Below are 21671 nucleotides of genomic sequence, written 5' to 3' on the forward strand. Positions count from 1 at the left end.
GTAGGGAGACCGATCAGGGAGTGATGCTCGGATGAAAAAATCACAATTTCAAATGCCGGACCAATCGACGCATGTATACAAATGGGAACCGGATGTTGACGAAACGACGCAGTCTGTACAGGGTGTCATTCAAATCGTGCACGGGTCATGCGAACATGCGGACCGGTATGACGGATTCGCCCGTTTTCTAGCCGGTCATGGATGGATCGTTTACGCAGGCGACCTGAGCGGACATGGACATTCCGTCTCGACTCAGGAGGACTTGGGGTATTTCGGCGAACAGGACGGCTGGAGCGGTTTGGTCAGGGAACAGCACGAGGTTACGAAGCAAATCAGGGAGGAGCACCCCGGATTGCCTATAGTGATGTTCGGACATAGTATGGGCTCGTTCGTAGCCCGGGATTACGCGATCCGATACGGCTCCGGGCTTGCCGGTCTTATTCTAAGCGGGACAGCTCATCACTCCAGGGGGGCCTTGCATGCGGGGCGGTTATTGGCCAATCAGGTGATTCGGTCGAAAGGAATTCGGCATCGGAGCAGTCTGTTGTACAACTTGACTTACAACTCGTTTAATAAACGGTTTGAACCGAACCGGACGGGACAAGACTGGTTAACCCGCGATCCGGCGATCGTCGATACGTTTATTCAAGACGAGCTGTGCGGGTTTGTATTCACTGCCGGAGGGTTCCGCGATATGTTCGAAGGCTTGATTAACATTACTAATCCCGGCCAAATAGCCCAAACACCGAAGGAGCTGCCGGTTTTCCTGCTGTCGGGTGCGGATGATCCTGTCGGGGGATTCGGCAAAATGGTCGAGAGGGCGTACAGCTCTTACCGGAAAGCGGGAATGCTCGATGTCAGGATGAAGCTGTATGAGGGGATGCGGCACGAGATCTTGAATGAGCTTGGCAAGGAGGAAGTGTACGAAGATATCTTGACGTGGATGTCGCAAACGGCATGCAAAAAAACGAACGGGGAGCGGATGTAACACCCAACACCCTGACCTTTCTGGTAAAATCCTTGCAAGTTCAAGCTGCAGCGAACTCGAATCCGATCGATGCCGGCGGCCCGGCAGCACGAATTGTCACGTCACCAATATAATCGAAAGGACCTCAACTTCCACGGTAAAATGGAGGCTGGGGTCCTTTTTCTCGAGGAAAATCTGTTCTAAGTTTAAAGACAGACTCTGCCCGTTTCCCCCATTACTTGCTGTCGTCCGCCGCAGGCGGCGGAGTCTCGGCTGATTCCGCCGCGCCTCTTTTCACAGAACCGGATTGGTCAGGTTCATCGGAAACAGTTACGCTGCCGCCCGCCAGCATGTGAATCCCGTCGCTCGTCCCCGAAGTATAGACGTCGGAAAGCTGCTCCTTCGTTAATTCATTCCCCTCTAACACGCTTTCGTTCCTTTCATCGCCGTTTCGGTTCATCGGTACGCGCCCTCCATTGCTTTTGATTGTACGGGCTTATTTTTGGCCAGGGCCGGCAATTTATGCAAGAACGGTTTTATTTGCGCTCCGGACTTATTTCATAAACTGCCTGGCGATGTAGGCGATTACGGACAGTACCACGCTGATTACGATACAGGTGACGACGGGAAAGTAAAATTTGAAGCTGCCTTTCTCGATCACGATGTCGCCGGGCAGCCGGCCCAGATTAATAAATCGGCCGAGAAACATCCAAAGCAGCCCAATCACGATCAGCACAATTCCGGCTCCCACAAGAAACTTCGGCACATGGTTCATCGGTTTTATTCTCCTTTGATTCCTTATTTGTCGTATTGCAGGCCGCTCATTCCGGTTAGAAAGGATAATCCATGGTCTCCCCATTCATAATATAGGCAACAACCTGAGGAGGGATTTTGTATGGAGCAGTCCGGAGAACGTTTATTGATCGCTGCGCTCGGAGGTGTTAACGAGATCGGTAAAAATATGTACGTCCTGCAATACGGCGACGATATCGTAGTCATTGATTGCGGATCGAAATTCCCGGATGAGAACTTGCTGGGCATCGATCTGATTATTCCGGATATCAGTTACTTGCTAAGCAATAAAGATAAGGTGAGGGGACTTGTTGTCACTCACGGGCACGAAGATCATATCGGCGGCATTCCTTACCTGCTGAAACAGCTGCAGCTGCCCGTATACGCTTCCCGCTTGACGCTCGGTTTGATCGAGATCAAGCTGAAGGAGCACGGATTGCTCCGGGAAACCGTATTGCAGCGGATCGATACGGACTCGGAAGTAACCTTTGGACCTATCAAGTGCAGTTTTTTTAATACGAATCACAGCATACCGGATTGTCTGGGAGTCGTATTCGATACGCCGGCAGGCGTCGTTGTCCATACCGGCGATTTTAAGTTCGATATGACGCCGGTTAATAACCAATATCCGGATTTGCACAAAATGGCCGATATCGGCAAACGCGGGGTCCTCGTGCTGCTTTCGGAGAGCACCAACGCCGAACGTCCGGGATTTACGCCCTCCGAACGACTGGTTGGCGAGCATCTCGCCGATGCGTTCGAGAAGGCGGACCGCCGGTTGTTTGTATCCACCTTTGCGTCCAATGTGCACCGGCTCCAACAGGTCGTCGACGCCGCGATCCAGACCGGCCGCTCGCTTGCTCTGCTGGGGAGAAGCATGGTTAACGTCGTAGCCGTCGCGCAAGAGCTCGGTTACCTTCATGTTCCCGAAGGGATGCTTGTCAGCCCCGAAGAAGCGGCCAAACTTCCTCCGGAGCGGATCGCCGTCCTCTGTACCGGCAGTCAAGGGGAGCCGATGGCCGCCCTATCGAGACTAGCCAGCTCCAACCATAAGCTGATGGAAATCCAGGCGGGAGATACTGTCATTATCGCAGCGAATCCGATTCCGGGCAACGAGCGCAATGTTGCGCGTATTGTCGACAATCTGTATACACTCGGGGCCAACGTCATTTACGGATCGAAGAGCGAATTGCTTCACGTATCGGGGCACGGCAGCCAGGAAGAGCTGAAGCTTATGCTTACTTTAATGAAACCCAAGTATTTCATCCCGATTCACGGGGAGTTCCGAATGCTGCATCAACATCGGATACTCGCCGAAGCGGTGGGGGTGCAGAGCAGCCGTATTTTCATCTTAAATAACGGAGATGTGGTCGAATCGGGCGAAGGTTATCTTCGCAAATCGGGACGCATCCCGGCAGGTCAAATTCTTGTAGACGGTCTCGGGATCGGGGATATCGGCAATATTGTACTGCGGGATCGGCGGCAGCTGTCCGCGGACGGTATCCTGATCACGGTCATCACGTTAAGCAAGACGGAGGGGAAGCTTATCTCCGAACCGGAAACGATATCCAGAGGTTTCGTCTACGTCCGCGACTCGGAATCGCTGTTCGAAGAAGTTAATCAGCAAGTAGCGACCATCGTCTCCAAAATGCATGAGGACAAAATCAACCAATGGAGCGTGATCAAGCAAACGATCAAAGATGCGTTGGGCAAGCTGCTTTACGCCCGCACGAAGAGAAGACCGATGATCCTGCCGATCATTATTGAAATATGAGCGAATGCGGCAACGGGGTGTGTATCAAATGAATGAAGCCCTTCGGATGAAGGGCTTCAAGCGCTATTTACAACTATGAATCGTAACAGGGCTGAGCCCGAACTTTACAGCCTTGCGAAGTATTGCTTAAGGTCTTCAATTAAGTCCGGCGGATACGGTTCCGTCCCGGTGCCGGTTGGAGTCCCGTTCTGGGGAGTTTCTCCAGCCGCTTGGTCGATCTGCTCGACGACGGAGGCGGCGACAAATTGTGCGTTCAGCCCGTAGTGCTTGAATATGGACAATAAGTCGTCCAGATTTTTATGGTTTTCGATAATTTCAGACAGTCTGCTCATGTTCTCACCTCGTTGTTTTATTTTTTGTAACCCTATTGTTTTTTATGATATCTAACTTTAACCAGCCGGACCACCCATGTAAAGGGAGGGGAGACCGCTGCCGCTTCCAAATGTATAACTGCAGCTGCGTTACAGATACTAAACCGGAAAGGGACTATGATCAAGTCATTTTTGCGAGGAGGAACTCACATGGCAAAGAGCAGACAGCATCAGGAAGCGCACGGAATCGGTCAAATCGAAAATCAATTGGCGCAGCAGACCGAAGCGGCTGAAGAGATTCAAGGAGGAAGCGAAGCGGATCGTAAAGTGATAGCTGCCAGCCGGGAACAGGATTCGGAAACCGAAGACGGCTTCGAAGCATAACTTCGCCCAGCAGGGCATGGGATAGCAGCCACTAACAACCAACATGACCGCCACTCTTAATGGCGGTTTTTTGTGCTGAATAGGGGCAATCAAACATGGTGCTGCACGGCAAAACAATCATGTTCGTTAATTTTCTATTGCCTTTTAACTTCACGAATTGTTATGATGGACTTATTCTTGCTGGAGGTGCTCCTTTTGACTCATTCGATCCGCTTATGGTAGTTAGAGGTACAACGCGAATCGGCCTACCCATTTTTTGGAATAAGGGTACGGGCTATTTTTGTTGCGCCTTTTTAGTTTGCCATAGCGAATGAAGGATGAGTTTTTTGTGCTGGTCTGCAACGAGCAAGCACTAAGAAACAAGCGTCTAACGACGCTTGATAAAAAGGAGTTCACTTCCTATGCAGCTTCCATGGAAAAAAACGTTTGCGATTATTTTCAGCGGACAAATCTTCTCGATCTTAACGTCCGCCATGGTCCAATTCGCGGTCATCTGGCACTTGACGGAAACGACAGGGTCGGCGACGGTGCTTATGATTGCCGGGCTGGCCGCCTTTTTGCCCCAAGCTCTGCTCGGGCCTTTCATCGGCGTATGGCTTGACCGGTGGAACCGGAAAATGACGATGATTGCCGCCGACAGCGCCATAGCGCTTTCGAGCCTGCTTCTGGGCGCTTATTTTCTGCTTGGGGAACCGAGCCTTCCGATCGTGTATGCGATCTTAACGATACGTTCTGCGGCGACCGCATTTCATGCGCCGGCATTCCAAGCGGCCATTCCGCTTATCGCGCCGGAGGAACAGTTGATGCGCGTGGCCGGCTGGAACCAGATGGTGTTTTCCTTCTCCAGCGTCATCGGCCCGGCTCTCGGTATCGCCGTGTATTCGGCTACCTCGCTTGGCATGGTGTTGTTTCTGGACGTTGCCGGTGCTTTGCTCGCCAATCTCATGCTGATGCTTGTCACGATCCGTCAGCCGAAACCGGGAGCCGGACGGTCGCCATCGTTCCGGGAGGAATTCAGGCTTGGCTGGATAGCCTTTAGGTCGGTAAAACCGGTCGTTATCCTAACGATCGCCACAGCTGTTTTCGGCATCGTCTTTATGCCGCTGGCTACGTTGTTTCCCCTCATGACGCTGTCGCACTTTGGCCGCGGAGGATATAGCGCGAGTGTCGTCGAAGCCGTATTCGGTATCGGAATGATTGTTGGCGGAGCGATGCTTTCCGTCACCGCTTCCAAGTTAAAGGACACGACCTATATGGCGGCCAGTTTGGTTACGATCGGGTTCACGTGTATCGCCAGCGGTACGGTTTCGAACGAGGCTTTTCTCTGGTTTGTCCTGTTATCGTTTTTTATGGGTGCGGCTGCGCCGCTGTACAATGGACCTTACATGGCGATGATCCAAAGGCAGTTCGAACCCGAGATGCTGGGCCGCGTCATCTCCTTGGTTACGAGTATCACCCTGCTTTCGTCGCCGATCGGGCTCGCGCTGGCCGGCCCGGTTGTCGATAAGTATGGGGTGCAGGCGTGGTTTTTGGGGTCCGGTATTGTAATTGTCTTAACCGGGGCGTTCATCTATATGAGATTTATCCGGATGAACCGGAACGAAGACGCTGCGGACAGCCGATGAAAGCTGGACGAAGTGTAACGCGATCAGTCGCTGCCTTTACTATGAACTGATAAAAAGCCCTTGTCCGCGTGCTGAACGGATCAAGGGCTTTTGCTTACTTCGGGGAGCTTCCAGCATTATTTATTTGGCCAGATCGGCTTCGATCGTCTTGTTCATCGATTCTTCGGCTTCCCGCAATGCCGTATTCGCATCCTGTTTCCCGGTCGTCACATTTACGAGAGCGCTGAATATTTTAGCGGCCGCCGAGCTGGTATAGGCGCTGACGTACGAGGGGGCGGCGAACCGGTCGGGCAGCATCGCTTTTGTATTTTTCCCCTTGTACATCTCGGACTCCTGCCCGAACGCTTTCCGGACGGCGTCGTTTTTCAGCAGACTGAGGAACAAGCCTTGCTTGGATTTTTCCATATGAAACGCCTCGCCGGACATGTAGGCTAACACCTCGAACGCTTCCTCCGGAACCTTGCTTGTCGCCGTAATGAAGAAGTAAAACGGATAAGCTTGCGGGCCGACTCCGGGCGCTTCCTGGAGCGTCGGGAACGCTGCCAGATCCCAGTTCATCCCCTGCAGTTCGGCAGCCGTATGCATCGTGCTGACCGGCATCCACATGGCCGCCCGTTTTTCCTTCGTGAACATATCGCGCTGTTTGCCGACCTGCATCTCCGCATTGGTCCAGTCGTAGCCGGGCAGCGTATAAAAACGCGATACGTTAGCCAGAAACCGGTTCCAGGCGTCGCCGGTCAACGTCGCTTTGCCGGATTTCGGATCGATCATATGCAGCGAAGTCTGGTTGCGCATCGCCAGATGGGAAGGAGAGATGACGGTTCCGTAGTATTGCACGCCGCCATCCTGCCGCGTCAGTTTACGGGACAGCTCGTAGGTTTCGTCCCAAGTCATCCCGTCCTTCGGGTATGGCACTCCGAATTTGTCGAAGAGGTCTTTGTTGTAGTAGATCGTGGCCGGCAGCGTGTACATCGGGATGCCGTACAGCTTGCCGCCGCCGATCTGCTTCAGCATGTCGACGCTCGTCGTCTCGAACCGGCTCAGATCGAAGCCGTGTTTCTGAATCATCGGCGTCATGTCGCGCTCCATCTTCGGCTTCAGCAGGAAGTTATAGATTTGACCGATAGACATGAACATAATGTCGACCTGGGTTCCGGTCGTAACGAGCTCGGTCACTTGATCCGCTTTGCCGTTGGTTTTGATAAACTTCGGTGTAATATGCGGAAACTTGGCCTTGATCGGTTCGCCAAACTCTTTCATGAAACGCTCCTCGTCCCAATCCGCACTCGGATGATAAAATACGAGATCGATCGGTTTGGGAGGTACGTTTGCGGCTGATCCAGACTTATTCGAGTTGGTGCTGCTGTCCGGCACTGTAGCGGATGAGCTGCCGCAGGCGCTCACAAGCGATGCGGCTACCATCGTCCCAATTAATAGAATCGTTTTGAACTTGCGCGTCACTGATATCGAATCCCCCTTGTACTCGTATTCACTGTGATGAACGGCATTGCTGTATACCCCGTATTTTTTGACTCCCTCCTCCATAAACCCGCGATATAAGCGTTTTCAAAAAAAATATACCACGGGAGCCGATACACGTCTTGCTACCAACGTGTCGATATCGCCGTGGCGTTTATCCGAAATTGCTATTTTTACCCGTTACCCGGTTTCAGACGAAGCTGCGGTATTGCTCGGGCGTTTTTCCGACGAGCTGTTTGAAATTGCGGGAGAAGTGGGCGACCTGCTTGAAGCCTACCTCAAGGCTCACCTCGGTGACCGTCCGTTTCTTGTTAAACATAAACAGCAGCTTCGCCTGACTGATTCTGCGCTTATTGATGTATTCGAACACCGTCATTCCCGTTAGTTCCTTAAAGATCTTCACCATATAAAATTTGCTCAGATGGATGCTGTCGGCGAGCCGGTCGAGCGTCAGCTCCTCCATGTAATGATTTTCGATATACGACAGAATATTGCGTACGTTGGACTCCTTGGTCAAAAGAGGCGCCGGCTCGGAAAGATCCGATTCGCCGCACTCCCAGATGAACAGGAGCAGTTCGCAAAACGCGTTGCGAAGACGGCTCAAGCCGAGCTGGCCGGGCTGATTTACAAACCGGTCGAGCTTCGACAGAATTTGTTCCGCCTCGGCTTTGCACTCCCCCTCGAGACGCCAGCGTTGATTACGGATCGTACGGAAGGGGAGCAGCAGATCGATCGCGCCGGGAGTCTGAATGAACGGCAGCGTGCTTGCCTCATCGAACCGGATCATCGTGCGCTCGCACGATTCCATGCCGATCGGGCCGTGCTGGCTCATGCCGTTCATGATGATCAGATCTCCGGGGGCCAGCTCATAAAACGTCTCGCCAATCAAGTAGGTACAGCCGCCGTCATGAACGTAATAAATCTCGTATTCGGGATGACTGTGAAATTTCGAGGGCATCTTGTAGTCCGAGCGGTAAGCAAATACATCGAGCCATGTACATCCGGGGGCCATTGGTAACGCACCTCACTCGCGGGTCAGCGTTTGCGCATAAAGACAGCGCTTGCATCTATTGTAAAAGATCGCCGGCAAACGGGCAACGGAAGCCTTCATTCGGAGCTGATTTCCAAGATCGGGTATGTTATTTGAAATCGGTCGAAAAAACTTTTCTCCGACTCGTGTTGGCGTATCCAATTGTTTAAGAGAGTGATTTCATAAACGGCAGATGTATGAAAAGGAAGAGATTTATCGTTTCATAGAAAGAAAGGTTGGCTGCATCGCCTTTCAATCGTTGCATAGTCAGAGGAGGAATCATCCCGTGCAAGTGTTTAAAAGCAAGCTGGAAATGCTCGAACCTCGCGGCAATGTTAAGATGTCGCACGATCCGGACGGGATCTGTATCACATGTCCGCGTGACGACGGCTCTGTGGTTGCACCCGGAACGTATTCGGTACCTGTAAGAATCGATCTGACCGCCAAAACCGATTCAACGAACATCCGATTAAAGTACGGCGACGGAGCCGCTATTCTGAATTGGGAATGCAACGATCACGAGCTGCGCGTTCACGCCGGTTGATGGGAAGTACAACAAATACGATCGAACACGTAAGTATGCCGAACAGCAAGATCCTGGATTCCGATCTGACGAATGTAGAAATATCGAATTGCAACATAAAAGGTTTGAAAATTAACGGGATTTTGATTGAGGAACTGATGAAGAAAAGTGCAAATTAATTTTTGCACGAACGCGAGAATACCCTTTTAGCAGAATGGGGAGTAACCGTTAGTAAGGTGTAAGGAGCGCAACAGTAAGTGAATATGGGGATTGGGCGCTCTTATACCCCGAAAAGTCGAAAACGTTCCGAACAATACCGTCTATAAAATGTGGGTGCAAAACAAACCTTACATTTTTAAAATATACAAGCAGCGAAACTGGCCGGAAGACAGGAAGCTTCTATTTGTCAATCGGCAGCTGATTGAACATAAGATTGGCTGCGCAACGATTATCGAGTTTGATCGGAGCGATCCTCAATTTCCTACCGGATATGTGATTGAGGAATGTATGCCCGGAAAAACTGCGGATCAAATCGCGTTTAACGAACAGGCAGGTTTAGCCTTTTACGAAAAGCTCGCGAAGCTGGTATCCCGCATCCACAAGATCCGTATTAAAAACTTCGGCTACATCGGGGGAGGAATAGCCGGGTACCCGTCCTTGACTGATTTTATTAGTGACGAGTTTGACGAGAGAGCGAAAAACTTGATCAACAAGCAATTATTCGATAAAACCAGCTTGCTCGAAATAAAGAACTTGGTTACCGACAGACTACGATTATGTGACGGCCACCCCTCCGTATTGTGTCATGGCGATTTATCGACGAAAAATGTAATCGTTGACGAGAAGGGAGAGCTTACTTTAATCGATTGGGACGACGCCATGTCGTACAACTGGATCGCCGACCTGTCGAGAATGACCTATTGGATGAAATTTAAGTACAACGCTGACGAATTTGAACGATATAGAGCTTGTTTTATGGAGCATTACACAACGGATTGCAGAAAAAGCGATTTTTATCAATTTGAAAACCTGTTTCATGTATGGATCGGATTGGATTTTTTGAATTACTACGCCAATCGGCCTCAGTATGAGGACACCATGCGGTTTTTCAAAAAAACCGTGAAACAACTGGAATCGAAAACATGATAGATGAAAAGGTGGTGACTTTATGAATTTGAGAATCGGCGAGAAGGAACTTGTCGTAAAGGTGGAGGAATTCGCCGGTAAACTTAGCGGCGAAGACGTTTTCTCAGGTGCTGTTCTTGTGGCCAGGCACGGCGAGTTCGACCGTGGAGGATTTACATAACTTTGACATTGCGGTTCAGAATAAGAAGTTATTAAGTTCTGAAATGACGGAGTTCGTTACCCGAGGATTGGTGGAAGTGGCCCCCACTCATAAATATGGGTATGGTTTTGCCGAACAAATGAGCAAAGGTGAACGGATTATCGGTCACAACGGAGGGTTCCCGGGCATTAATTCAACTCTTAAAATGTACATGCAAAGCGGAGATACACTCGCAATCCTGTCCAACTATGATAGAGGAGCCTCGATTATTGAAAAAGAATTTAACGAATGGTTATTAAACTAATGGAGAGAAAAGGTTGAACTATCAATTTAGAATCGCAGTAGGGCCGCGATTGAAGCTAAGCTTGTGAAATAGTAGAAGTTTGGAACAATTCTATTGACTGGGAGGTCCATATGCTTTATTTAATCGGTGGCGCTTCTAGAAGCGGGAAAACTACTAAGGCCAACAGAATTGTAAATGAAGCGGGAATTCCTTATTTTTCATTGGATTATTTAATGATGGGACTTGCAAATGGCGTGCCGGAACTAGGAGTTCATCCTACCGAAGGTGACTTTATCACAGGACAACGTATGTGGAAAATAGTAGATCCTATGCTGACCGCGAAGGTCGGAAACGGAATCGATTACACCGTAGAAGGGGTTCAACTGCTGCCGGCATTCGTTGCGGAGTTTCAACAAAAATTTGCGGGGGACGTGAGATGCTGTTTCATCGGTCAATCTGAGTTGGATGTGACAGCTGTTGAAGAGATGAAGCTTCACTCCAGCGCCACCGAAAATGACGGGTTCAAGGACCTGAGCCACATCGAAGCGCTGGCTGAAATGAAGAGGATTCGTGCAGACAGCGCGAGGTATAAAGAAGAGTGCGAAGTGCACAATCTTCCTTATTTCGAAAGCTCCTCGAATTTCAATCTTACATTGGATCAGGTTGTAGCTTATTTAATAAACAAATAGTAGAAGGTACTATTCGCCCAAAGGCGACATGGACGCTTCGCTTTTGTGAATATCGTGCTTCATTGAATGCCGTGCTTCATCGGACTGTGCTATCCTACGTGGACGAGCTTTGACTCCTTTTCTTTCGCACCGCGCGCAGTTCACAGCGCGCGGTGTTTTGCTGCATGACGGCGGTCGATCCATCGCAGCTACCCATGATTCCGTTAAATCAGTCTGCAGCCCATGCGATCAGGACATCAGCTTTTCCAACAATTCGATAGAGCCAAGCGTGAACGGTTCGCAAGCCGACTCCGTGAAGGGTGTCGTCTTCATTTCATAGCCCCCCAAGCCGTCGCGGAATGCTTCCGGGGTCGGCAGGTAGCCGGTATATCCATTGCCGAGGCAACTGAATAGCGTATGGGCAAAGGGCGATTTCGCCCCGATTTTGCCGACATATCCATTGAATATTTCCCCGGAAGCCGTCAAAATAGCCAACTCCCCCAAACGTACAGCCATTAGGACAACATCCATGTGAGAACGGTGGAACCCGCCCACGGTCGGCAGCTTCACGATGCTTTGCGCCGTCTTCAGCGGTAGGGAGGAAACCTCCGACATTCGTCCCATCGCTTCGGCAATATCGCCGCGCAGCTTCCGTCCCGCCTCGACGGCAAACGGATAAGTATCCTCTTTCATCCCGCTGGTAGGACCGCATAGGAGCGGGCCGACATCCCCGGTGAATCCTTGCAGGAACAGCGAGACAAAGCCGTCTCCAAAATCGTTCTCGACCGAGTTCATCGCGAGTCCGACCATCTCCGAACTGATCCTATTTGCGCTATTCCACACCATCGTTGGATGCACGGCGCAATTGACGATGCTTGCAAGCGGTTTGCCGTCCAACGATTCGAAGAGGAGTACGTAGAGCGACTTGTCGACCGGAAGTTCAGGGTTCGCTTTTAGTCCGGGTCTGCGGTTCGCGGAGATGCTGCAACACCCTGAACCAACTTTCAGTCGCACGGGCACAAGGGATTGCGTTAACTCGCGAATCTTGTCGCGAATGCGGGACGTGTATTTCACGCTGAAGTGAACCGGGGCGCTATGCGTATGCGTCGCATTCACGGTCACGTGTTCTTCCGCAACGCCTGCGGCTTCCGCCCAGGACCGGCGGGTACCGGATGGAAACGTATTGCTGAACCCGCGATAAAGCCATGGACGTCCGGACGGATCGGGCACCTCCACGAAATCTTCATTGGACAGGCCGCAGTCCGGGCTGACGATCACGCATCGGTTTTGTCCATCGTCCAATATGGCGATTCTGGCATACAGCTCATCCAAAATATCCGTTGCCGGATCAGCCGCGAATTGCCTCGGGTCGTATCCTTGCAAAGGCATCGTTTCTTCGGGCGTAATATTTACTTTTCCGAAAGCGGCTTTCAACGTTCCGGTCATATCGATCACCCCTTCATATAATTTATTTATTTAAATATATTATGAATAAATGATGTTGTAAATTAATTATTTGAATTTAAATGCGAGCTTCCTTGCCTCCTCTCCAGATTTGAACGAAGAGAGGTAGTCGTGATATGCTTTATAGAATAAATTATATTGAAGGCCGGAAGGATGAACCGACACCATGCGTGAAGAGATCATGAACGATACTATGAAAGCATTAAACGAACGCGAAATCGAGGCTCTTCGATGGATTCGCCGGCATGACGGCATATCGCGCAAGGCGCTCGCCGAGGCGATGGGTTTATCGCAAGCCAGCATAACCAATATGAGCAAAGAGCTGATAGACCGGCAATATGTTGTGGAGGGCGAGCGGGTCGGCCAAGGCATGGGCAGAAAAGAAGTGATGCTGCAAATCAATCCAAACAAGTTTCGTTACTTGGGGATCGATATCGGAGGTTACCTTTTCCGAATAGCTTTATCCGACAGCAACCTTACGATCATTCGGGAGCAAGTTTGTTTAATTGAAGAGTTCAAGCGCGATAAGGACCCTCTACCGGCCATGCTCGATAAAATCAGCCGGTTTCTTGAAGATGCGGGCATATCGGCATCCGAGATCGATGCGGCGGGGATTGGAGTAAGCGGCATTGTGGATGCCGCTCGAAGACGCATCGTTAATGTGCCTAATATCGCAGATTGGGAAGAGCTGGATATCGTATCGGTATTGGAGCGCCATCTGGGATGCCCTGTTTTTTTGGACGAAAGCGGACGGGCCATGGCAGTCGCCGAGAAAGTGTTCGGGCAGGCCAAATTGGTTAACGATTTTATTATCGTACATATTGCTTACAGTATCGTAGCTGGAATTACGATTAACGGGCAACTGCTGCGGGGTTTTAACAACGTAGGCGGACTTCTGGGCCATATTACGGCGGACGAACGCGCCGGAAGATGCTTATGCGGCAACTACGGATGTCTGGAAAACCTTGTCACGTTTCCGATGATCGAGTCGGCGTACCAGCGTGAATCGGGCAACCAAGAGTCGGTTCTGGATGCGATCAAGAAGAACGACAAGACCGCGATCGACGTTTGTATCTCCGCCGGCAAAGCGATCGGAATCGCTTTGAGCAATACGGTCAATTTATTTAATCCCGAAGTCATCTATATAAGCGGTCCCGTATTCGAGAATCTGCCGATCGTCTTCGAGGAAACGAAACGAACGATTCTGCTGCGTGCCAATCGCTATGCTACCGTAAATTTACGGCTGCTTACCAGTTCTTACGGCCACAATCAAGGCATGATGGGCGCGCTCGCCTTGGCTGGTACATCGATTCTGGCGTAAGGGTGGAAGCTACTTCATACATTCCTGATCATGAAGGAACTTTTTTCGCTAATCGTTTATTCTCGAGCAACAGAATAGACGAAGTAACGGAAAGGAGTTCCTTTATTTCATCGTGGAAAAGGCCTCGAATAGAAGCTATTCTTTTAACTGCTGATAACGAACATATTTTTGAAGATATAATTTATATTTTGTATTTACTAAAATGATTATCTGTTATATAATTTAAAATATAAATTAAATTAAATCTTCTAGGAGTGATCCCGATGGAAGCGAGCAAATGTAATGACCGCAAACCCGTGCGGACAAAGCCTTGGTCATTCGGGCTGATAAGTTCAGAAGAGATTGGGGACTTGGAGAAAGACTACGTGCTGCGAGTCCTGCAGAAGAAACGCTTGTTCCGTTACGGCGGCAGACAGGATCAGTCGGAAGCTTACGCACTCGAGCAAATGTATAAGGAACGGACAAAAGTGAAGCACGGTTTGGCTGTTAATGCCGGCACATCCGCCCTCATCTCGGCTTTGATCGGGGCTGGAGTCGGTCCGGGGGACGAAGTTATAATTCCTTCCTATACGTATATCGCCACGGCAACAGCTGTACTGATCGCTCGAGCCGTTCCGATCATCGTCGAAGTGGACGATAGTTTGACGATGGACCCGCAAGCTTTCGAGGCTGCCATTACGCCGCATACAAAAGCTGTCATTCCGGTGCATATGCGAGGCGTTCCTTGCCAGATGGACGAGATATTGGCGATTGCGGACAAAGCTGGTCTGACCGTAATCGAGGATGTGGCTCAAGCGAACGGCGGATCGTATAAAGGAAGGGCCCTCGGTTCGCTAGGCCATGCCGGCTGCCTCAGCTTTCAGCAATACAAGCTGGTTACGGCTGGCGAAGGCGGGATGCTGCTGACGAGCGATTATTCGGTTTATGCCCGGGCGAGTATTTACCATGATTCGGCGTTTACGTTTTGGGGCAAAGACCGCTTCGCGCGCTGGGGGACAGAAAGCAGCGTCGACTTTGATCCGTTCCCCGGGGAGAATTACCGGATGAGCGAGCTGAATGCCGCTCTGGCCATGGCTCAATCACAGCGAATCGATTCGCTCGTAGATCGGCTGAAGAGGCTGAAAGGCCGGATCGTGGAAGGGATTCGCGATATTCCGAACATCCAGCTGCAACGTATACCGGACCCGGCAGGGGATGTCTCGTACAGTCTCGTGTTTTACTTGCCGACAGTGGCGCAAGCGCAGCGGTTCTCAAGTGAATTGCAGCAGGAAGGAATCCCGAACGGTACGATCGATAATAACGGCTTCGCAGACCGGCACATCTATAAAAACTGGACTTACGTGATGAATAAGGTAGCGATATCGGACAAAGACAATCCATGGACGAATGAGCATTATAAAGGCCATGTGGAATACGCTCCAGATATGTGCCCGCGTACGCTGGATTGGCTAAGCAGGGCGATATCCGTATCGCTTCATCAATCGATGACGGACGAAGATGCCGACGATCTGATCGAGGCTGTACGTAAGGTGGCTGCGTCTTTTTAATAGTTGGCGGAAATGAACTTCAACGAAATGACAGCCTGTCTGACAATGAGCTGCTCTTATAGAGGGAAGTGGATAAATAGATGGCTGAAAGCGCTGGAATCGTTTGCAGGGCCGCATTTGGATGCGGTTCTTTTTTTTCGTATGACGTAACTACCGCGGGAATCGCCGGTTATCCTTCTTGTAGCGGAAGAATGACTTCCGTTATTCGCGCAAGATGCGTAATTTTCACCATCCCTTCCAACGATCAAACGTGCAGGTTGACCATGCTGAAGGACCGTTCGGATGTTTCCCGGACGGTTTTCCTGATCGGACCGATTCGGCTGACAGGCTCTCCGATAACCCCCACCGTAAAAAAGGATAAGAACGGGTTAAAAACCGTCATATCCGAAAGGAGGTCATCCGAGGTATCCTCTTCTCAGGAGGGGACGATACTTATGAGGCAATTAGAGGAGCATATCGAACAGGGGGAGGGGAAGCGCAGTACACAACCAAAACAAAATCCGATACGTGCCGTTATTATCGGTGCCGGACACCGGAGTATGCTGTATGCGTCGTATTCCGTCTCGCATGCCGACGAGCTGGAGATCGTAGGGGTCGTTGAACCGGACGACGTACGGAGGAAGATGGCGATGGACGCCTACCGTCTCCCGCCGGAGCGCTGCTATACGTCGATCGAACAAATGACAGCCGGACCGCTCATTGCGGATGTCGCCTTTAACGGCACGATGGATTATCTGCACGTGGCGACGACGCTGCCTTTACTGGAAGCGGGCTACGATGTCCTTCTGGAGAAGCCGATCGGAGTGTCCGAGGAGGAAGTACGCGAACTGCAGGCGGCGGCGAACCGGTTGGGGCGCACGGTAATGATTTGCCACGAATTGAGATTCGCGCCGTTCTACGCGGAGATTCGCAAGCGGATTCTCGAAGGAGCGATCGGCGAAATCATCAACATGCAGTTTGCGGAAAACGTAAGCTACCACCATATTGCCAGCGCGTACGTGCGCGGCAAGTGGAACAGCCAGAAGAGCGGCGGTTCCTCGATGTTGATGGCCAAATGCTGTCACGATCTGGATTTGATGGTATGGATGAAAGCGGGCATCCGGCCGAAGCATGTCTCCAGTATGGGGGGGCGGATGTTTTTCCGCGAAGAGCAAAAGCCGGCCGGGGCGGGCACGAGATGTCTCGTGGACTGTCCGCTCGTCGACAGCTGTGAATATTCCGCCAAAAAGATGTATCTGGAACTCAACCTGTGGGGCGCCTATGTATGGCACGGGATTGAGCATCTGGGCGAGCGGCCTACCGAGGAGCAAAAACGGGAATCGCTTTGCACGGACAATCCGTTCGGAAGATGTGTATGGGCAAGCGATAACGATGTCGTCGATCATCAAGCGGTTGTTGTGGAGTTTGCGGACGGAGGGACGGGCACGTTCAGCTTGAACGGCAATACCGCCAAACCGTGCCGCCGCCTGCATCTGGTCGGCACCCGCGGCGAGATTGAAGGCGTGTTGGAAGACGGCTTTTTCACGCTCCGTTATCCGGACTTGTCGGCAACCCACGGTTACCGGGAAGAGCAGGTGAACGTCGATGTGACCGATAATATGCATGGCGGCGGCGATATGCGGCTTGTAACCGATTTCCTGCGCGTCGTCCGGGGCGAGGAGCCGTCCCTGTCTACGACCACTCTCGACGATTCGGTGTACGGCCATTTTGTCGGATTTGCGGCAGATCGGTCCCGAGTCGGCGGACAGCAGGTTCAACTGTAGATTAACCGTAGATTAACTGTACCGTTTCCCCCAAAGTGACGAATGTGTTGAGTGCTAACGCCGGGTCCTTTCGGGGGACTCCAAACTCCATAAGCTGAGAACGCTTTCATCTTTGCATTTTCATGCAGATTTACTTGTATCGCAAATTCACTTTGAACAAAACAAGGGGGATCAACCATGAAACTTTGGAAAAAAACGATGGTGCTCGGTTTGTGCTTGCCTGCTCTGGCTTTATCCGCATGTTCGTCCGGTTCGGGCGGCGGCAAGGCGGCGGGAGACCCGACTGCGCCGGAAGCGCCAAAACAAATAAGCAACGATCCGGTTACGCTAACGATCTACTATTATGGCGGAGACTTGACGGATGAAGAGTTTCAAACGTATTTCGTAAAACCAGTCGGCCAGAAATATCCGCACATCACGCTAAACCTGGTGAGAAATGCGCCGGGAACCAAGCTGGAGGATCTGGTCGCAACCGGAGCTTCGCCGGACTTGATCTATTCGCCGAAAGGGTACATGGAAGATTTCTTCAGCTTGAACATCGTGCAAGATCTGGACAGTTACGTTCGCGAGCAGAAGATGGATCTGGGCCGGTTCGAGAACGTGACGATCGACAGTCTCCGGTCGTATGCGCCGAAATTCAAATTGGCAGCGCTGCCATTCTCGTATAACAGCTCGGCGTTGTTTTATAATAAAGATATTTTCGATAAATTCGGTGTCGCCTACCCCGTCGACAAAATGACCTGGGACGATGTGATTGAGCTTGGTAAGCGGGTATCTCGCAAGGACGGGGACGTGTTCTACAAAGCGATTTATCCGTCATTGCTGACCCAATTCGCTTCGCAGCTGGCCGTATCGTATACCGATCCGAAGACGGGAGCGCCGGCGCTGGACCAGGACAGCTGGAAAAAAGCCGCGACCACGTTCAAGCAGCTGTACGACTTGCCTGAAAACCGGACGACGAAGCTGAACAACTTTTTCGTGGAGCGGGATGTGGCGATGTATGCCGGTGTAACGACGTATACGTTCGGTCAAGTGAAAGAGCTGGCAAGCAAAGGTACGCCGCTTAACTGGGACCTGGTCTCTTATCCGAACTACGCGGAGACCCGGGGACAGTTGATGGCGCTGGATTCGCTCGTGCTGATCATGACTTCCGCAAGCAAGCACAAGGATCAAGTATTCCGCGTGATGGACGTCGTGACGAGCACCGACAGCCAGCTTGCACTGAGCAAGGTCGGCCGTCTGCCTGCGCTGAAAGATCCGAAGCTGAAAGAAGAGTTCGGCAGCAGCAATCCTGCGCTGCAGGGCAAAAACGTCAAAGCGCTGTTCCTGAATACGCCGCCGATTCAAAATATGGGGCCGTACGATCTCGAGGTCGCCCGCCTGCTGAACTCGATCCAAGCGAAGCTGACCAACGGAGAAGAGGATGTGAACACGTTTTTGCGCAATGCCAGCGAGCAGGCGAAGCTGAAGATTGCCGAGAAAAAATCGACGGGCGGCTGAACCAAGCCGTATCCCGTAACCGTTCTTTTATGATAGATTGAAGTAACAGATCATCTATTATAGGGAAGTTGGCATGGCGCAGTCTGAAGTCGATACGGCACATGCGGACATGCACGGGAAGGGGAGACGGATGATTCATCTGAACGATCATGTGGAACCGATCCATTATCAGAGCGACTTGCTGGCGATCAAGATCATCGAGGTGAGGAACGACTGGGAGCTTGGCCTCTTGAGGTGGCATTATCACAAAGAGCTTGAGTTCATCTATGTCAAGAAAGGGTCCGTCGTGTTCCATACGGTCGATCAAAGCTATCGGCTGCATAAGGGGGACGTCCTGCTGATCGGCTCGAACCAGCTGCATGCCAACCAGCGATCCGATTGCGACGAAGCCGTCTATCTCGTGATGCATGTAAAGCTGCTTCCCTATTTTGAACCGGCGATTACGCCCTACTACCATTACTTCTCCGAGTATCATCGTCCGCTTAGCGAGCTGAATGTTATCTTTCGCGAAAGTGACGAAGTGAGACGTTTGGCCGGACAGAACATCCGGCATATTTTCAAGGAAATGCAGTCCCAGGCGGACGGTTTTGAAATCGCGGTTAGTCTGTACTTGAAGCAGATATTGCTCAGCCTGTACCGGAACGACCGAAAACGGGCCGATGTGCGCAACCGGACGGACCTGCACGCGCTCCAGCCTGTGTTCCAGTATATCGACCGGCAGTTGACGGACAAAATCGAGATGAAAGAGGCGTGCAAGCTGCTGAACATGAGCTACAGTTACTTTTCGAAGCATTTCAAGGAAGTCGTGGGGACGTCGTTCATCGAATACGTCAATTTCAAACGGATTCATATGGCCGAGCGGCATCTCGCGACGAAATCCGCCAGCATTAACGAAGTGGCACGTATGGTCGGGCTTGAGAACATTACCCACTTTTACCGGCTGTTCCAGAAGTATAACGGCTGTACGCCCAAACAGTATGTAGCGCGGTTAAGACAGCGCGGGTAGGCGAAGCGGGGGAGCGGCAGGCCGTATCCTCGATCTGGAAAAGTCCAAGACCTTCGCTGTTGTACGGGAATCTAAAAAAACCTCTCGGCACCTCAGATGAGCCGGGAGGTTTTTTGCCGTGCCCACGCCGGAAAGAGGGGTACAACTGCAAGGCGATACTTCGTCTAGAAGCTAATCTTACGATGAGGCAGATCGGCAACCGCAACCCGGTTTCCGCCGGGAATACGGCGATATGCTATGTTCAATCGGTACGGCATATCATTTGCCGAGATTGTTCGAGTTTTTTTATACAAGTTCGTAAGATTCCAGTATGTGCCAATACCTGGCATAATAACATTATCCAAGTACAAGGAGTTGAATAGAATGTCGAATTCGAAGCCGATTATTAGAGAGGTCCGGCAAGACGACGATTTTGAGCAGATGGCCAGCTGGTTAAAGGCAAACGGAAGGTCTGCGGCGCTTCATGCCGATCAAGTGAGAACTATGTTTTTCCCCAAAACATGGCCGTTCCCGCGGAAAAGTTATGTGACCGAGGTGGAGTCGAAGATTGTAGCTATGATGCTGCTTGACCTGAGGGATCGGCATGGGGTTATCACGTGTACAATCCAGGAGGCTGATGTCGATCATCTCGAAGTTCTGAACGGGATGCTGGAAAAGTGTGCAGACGATATCATCGAGCGGGGAGGCACGTATCTGGCGTATTTTGCCCAAACGGAATTCGGGCAGTTGCAGAACCGGGAGCTTTATCTGCTCGAACGGCTGGGCTTTCGCACAGCGGATGAATATATGCGCGTCTCCGCCCGTCTTTCCATGGACGAATGGGAGGCGCCTGAAGAACTGGACACCGCTTCTATTTGCGTCGATATATTGAGTTTGGAAGAGGTACATCGGATTTTGACCGATGACGGCAATGCTCCGAATGCGATCATTTTTCAACACCAGTTTCAAACGGTCGAGACCAGCAACGTGATCCTGACATTACGCAACGATCAGCAGGAGATCACCGCCATTGCCTATTATAAGGTGAAAAAGGTAGACCCGAGCAGCGACGTTTTGTCGGCGACTGCCTTCAACCTACACTTTCGTCCGACATTCGAATTGACGAAGCAAGAGAAAAGGCGGTTTCTGCAAGGTGTCTTGCACTCGATGAAGCAGCTGGATATTCGCAAGGTCAACTCCTTAATGTCTATGAAACATGTGGATGTGTTTACGCTAATGGTCCGGGAAGGATTCGACGAGATCCGCAGCAGTTTTTTTGCCTTAACCAAAGCGATCGGGAGCGGACATGAAACGGTATAAAAACGCGCGCGATGTGCTGCCGGAAAGTCTCATACGGGAGATTCAGAAATACGTCAGAGGCGCGCATCTGTATATTCCGCAGACCGAACGGAAGGGTTGGGGAGAAACAAGCGGAGCGCGGGACGAGATGGAGCGTCGGAACAAAGAAATATACCAGAAATATATGGACGGGATCGGAGTAACGGAGTTGTCTGAAATTTATCATCTGAGCGAAGAGCGGATACGAGGGATTTTGTATGAGCTGCATACGGAGTAGACGGTGAGAGTAACAGGGGAACAGGGGAAGTAGCGATACTTCAGGAGGCTGGCGATGCCCAGCAGCTTTTGTTGAAAAGCCTGGATGTATGAGCTCTTCCCCGTACTAATTAGGGGTGCGAACCGACTCTATTTGACAATGTCAGCCCAATAGGCCGAAAATAGAGGGTACCAGAAACTCTTATTTTGCTATAGAGCCCATACGCAGGTTTCGTTTCAGCGAAGCCGACTCGTTTTGCCCGCAAGAAAGAGAGGTACGGCCTCATCTGAAGTTGAAGAGTCTCCCAAAACCTCATCCATAAGCGGCTGGAGCCAAGGTACCCATTCTCTTCCACATACCAGAGTGCGGGCCGCACGTCAAAGGACCGTCCGGATCGTTCCGGACGGTTTTCTTA

General features: G+C 51.2%; 22 protein-coding genes. 16 read left to right on the forward strand and 6 right to left on the reverse strand.

Annotation, left to right across the window (positions count from 1 at the left end):
• The first annotated feature begins 31 nt into the window (after positions 1-31).
• Complete coding sequence (locus PV433_RS06470) at positions 32-988, forward strand: alpha/beta hydrolase (protein WP_332071364.1); 957 nt, start codon at positions 32-34, stop codon at positions 986-988.
• Positions 989-1202: 214 nt separating this feature from the next.
• Here the strand turns inward: PV433_RS06470 and PV433_RS06475 are convergent, their stop codons facing one another.
• Positions 1203-1427: a hypothetical protein gene (locus PV433_RS06475; RefSeq protein WP_332071365.1), complete on the reverse strand. Its 225-nt coding sequence runs from the start codon at positions 1425-1427 to the stop codon at positions 1203-1205.
• Positions 1428-1520: 93 nt separating this feature from the next.
• A complete protein-coding gene (locus tag PV433_RS06480) occupies positions 1521-1742 on the reverse strand; it encodes a DUF2905 domain-containing protein (protein ID WP_332071366.1) in 222 nt (73 codons plus the stop codon).
• A 120-nt stretch (positions 1743-1862) separates the two neighbouring features.
• Here PV433_RS06480 and PV433_RS06485 point away from each other — a divergent pair, with 120 nt between their 5' ends.
• Positions 1863-3533, forward strand: coding sequence for a ribonuclease J (locus PV433_RS06485; RefSeq protein ID WP_332071367.1), 1671 nt, complete (start codon positions 1863-1865; stop codon positions 3531-3533).
• Between the two features lie 104 nt (positions 3534-3637).
• On the opposite strand, the gene PV433_RS06490 is transcribed toward PV433_RS06485, so the two are convergent.
• On the reverse strand, positions 3638-3865 hold the full coding sequence (locus PV433_RS06490; RefSeq protein ID WP_332071368.1) for a hypothetical protein: 228 nt from the start codon (positions 3863-3865) through the stop codon (positions 3638-3640).
• Positions 3866-4054: 189 nt separating this feature from the next.
• Between PV433_RS06490 and PV433_RS06495 the strand changes: the two genes are divergently transcribed.
• Positions 4055-4228, forward strand: a complete 174-nt coding sequence (locus PV433_RS06495; protein ID WP_332071369.1) for a hypothetical protein — start codon at positions 4055-4057, stop codon at positions 4226-4228.
• A gap of 401 nt (positions 4229-4629) precedes the next feature.
• Positions 4630-5853 carry an MFS transporter gene (locus PV433_RS06500; protein ID WP_332071370.1) on the forward strand — a complete coding sequence of 408 codons (1224 nt, stop codon included), beginning with the start codon at positions 4630-4632 and terminating at the stop codon, positions 5851-5853.
• 120 nt (positions 5854-5973) lie between these two features.
• Here PV433_RS06500 and PV433_RS06505 read toward each other — a convergent pair whose 3' ends face one another.
• Both PV433_RS06505 and PV433_RS06510 read right to left on the reverse strand, forming a co-directional pair.
• A complete protein-coding gene (locus tag PV433_RS06505) occupies positions 5974-7314 on the reverse strand; it encodes an ABC transporter substrate-binding protein (protein ID WP_332071371.1) in 1341 nt (446 codons plus the stop codon).
• Between the two features lie 208 nt (positions 7315-7522).
• The gene (locus PV433_RS06510) at positions 7523-8344 is read right to left on the reverse strand and encodes an AraC family transcriptional regulator (protein WP_332071372.1); all 822 of its coding nucleotides are present in this window, start codon (positions 8342-8344) and stop codon (positions 7523-7525) included.
• 304 nt (positions 8345-8648) lie between these two features.
• On the opposite strand from PV433_RS06510, the gene PV433_RS06515 reads away from it, so the two are divergent.
• From PV433_RS06515 to PV433_RS06535, 5 genes are all read left to right on the forward strand, one after another.
• Positions 8649-8906, forward strand: a complete 258-nt coding sequence (locus tag PV433_RS06515; protein WP_332071373.1) for a hypothetical protein — start codon at positions 8649-8651, stop codon at positions 8904-8906.
• A gap of 249 nt (positions 8907-9155) precedes the next feature.
• Positions 9156-10031, forward strand: coding sequence for an aminoglycoside phosphotransferase family protein (locus PV433_RS06520; protein WP_332071374.1), 876 nt, complete (start codon positions 9156-9158; stop codon positions 10029-10031).
• 22 nt (positions 10032-10053) lie between these two features.
• Positions 10054-10191 carry a hypothetical protein gene (locus PV433_RS06525; RefSeq protein WP_332071375.1) on the forward strand — a complete coding sequence of 46 codons (138 nt, stop codon included), beginning with the start codon at positions 10054-10056 and terminating at the stop codon, positions 10189-10191.
• Complete coding sequence (locus tag PV433_RS06530; RefSeq protein ID WP_332071376.1) at positions 10175-10474, forward strand: hypothetical protein; 300 nt, start codon at positions 10175-10177, stop codon at positions 10472-10474. Before PV433_RS06525 ends, PV433_RS06530 begins: the two co-directional genes overlap by 17 nt.
• Positions 10475-10584: 110 nt before the next feature.
• Positions 10585-11142 carry an adenylate kinase gene (locus PV433_RS06535; protein ID WP_332071377.1) on the forward strand — a complete coding sequence of 186 codons (558 nt, stop codon included), beginning with the start codon at positions 10585-10587 and terminating at the stop codon, positions 11140-11142.
• 228 nt (positions 11143-11370) lie between these two features.
• Here the strand turns inward: PV433_RS06535 and PV433_RS06540 are convergent, their stop codons facing one another.
• On the reverse strand, positions 11371-12567 hold the full coding sequence (locus PV433_RS06540) for a hypothetical protein (protein ID WP_332071378.1): 1197 nt from the start codon (positions 12565-12567) through the stop codon (positions 11371-11373).
• Between the two features lie 184 nt (positions 12568-12751).
• On the opposite strand from PV433_RS06540, the gene PV433_RS06545 reads away from it, so the two are divergent.
• The 7 genes from PV433_RS06545 to PV433_RS06575 all read left to right on the forward strand — a co-directional run bounded on the left by PV433_RS06545 (position 12752) and on the right by PV433_RS06575 (position 21277).
• Positions 12752-13906: an ROK family transcriptional regulator gene (locus tag PV433_RS06545; RefSeq protein ID WP_332071379.1), complete on the forward strand. Its 1155-nt coding sequence runs from the start codon at positions 12752-12754 to the stop codon at positions 13904-13906.
• Positions 13907-14256: 350 nt separating this feature from the next.
• The gene (locus tag PV433_RS06550) at positions 14257-15453 is read left to right on the forward strand and encodes a DegT/DnrJ/EryC1/StrS family aminotransferase (protein WP_332071380.1); all 1197 of its coding nucleotides are present in this window, start codon (positions 14257-14259) and stop codon (positions 15451-15453) included.
• Between the two features lie 434 nt (positions 15454-15887).
• On the forward strand, positions 15888-17216 hold the full coding sequence (locus tag PV433_RS06555) for a Gfo/Idh/MocA family protein (RefSeq protein ID WP_332071381.1): 1329 nt from the start codon (positions 15888-15890) through the stop codon (positions 17214-17216).
• 177 nt (positions 17217-17393) lie between these two features.
• Positions 17394-18716, forward strand: coding sequence for an ABC transporter substrate-binding protein (locus PV433_RS06560; protein WP_332071382.1), 1323 nt, complete (start codon positions 17394-17396; stop codon positions 18714-18716).
• A 73-nt stretch (positions 18717-18789) separates the two neighbouring features.
• Positions 18790-19722, forward strand: coding sequence for an AraC family transcriptional regulator (locus PV433_RS06565; protein ID WP_332071383.1), 933 nt, complete (start codon positions 18790-18792; stop codon positions 19720-19722).
• A 363-nt stretch (positions 19723-20085) separates the two neighbouring features.
• A complete protein-coding gene (locus PV433_RS06570; protein ID WP_332071384.1) occupies positions 20086-21021 on the forward strand; it encodes a hypothetical protein in 936 nt (311 codons plus the stop codon).
• Positions 21008-21277: a CD3324 family protein gene (locus PV433_RS06575; RefSeq protein ID WP_332071385.1), complete on the forward strand. Its 270-nt coding sequence runs from the start codon at positions 21008-21010 to the stop codon at positions 21275-21277. Before PV433_RS06570 ends, PV433_RS06575 begins: the two co-directional genes overlap by 14 nt.
• The last annotated feature ends 394 nt before the right edge of the window (positions 21278-21671 follow it).

This window comes from Paenibacillus sp. GYB004 (assembly GCF_036577605.1).
Taxonomy (GTDB): Bacteria; Bacillota; Bacilli; order Paenibacillales; family NBRC-103111; genus Paenibacillus_AB; species Paenibacillus_AB oceani.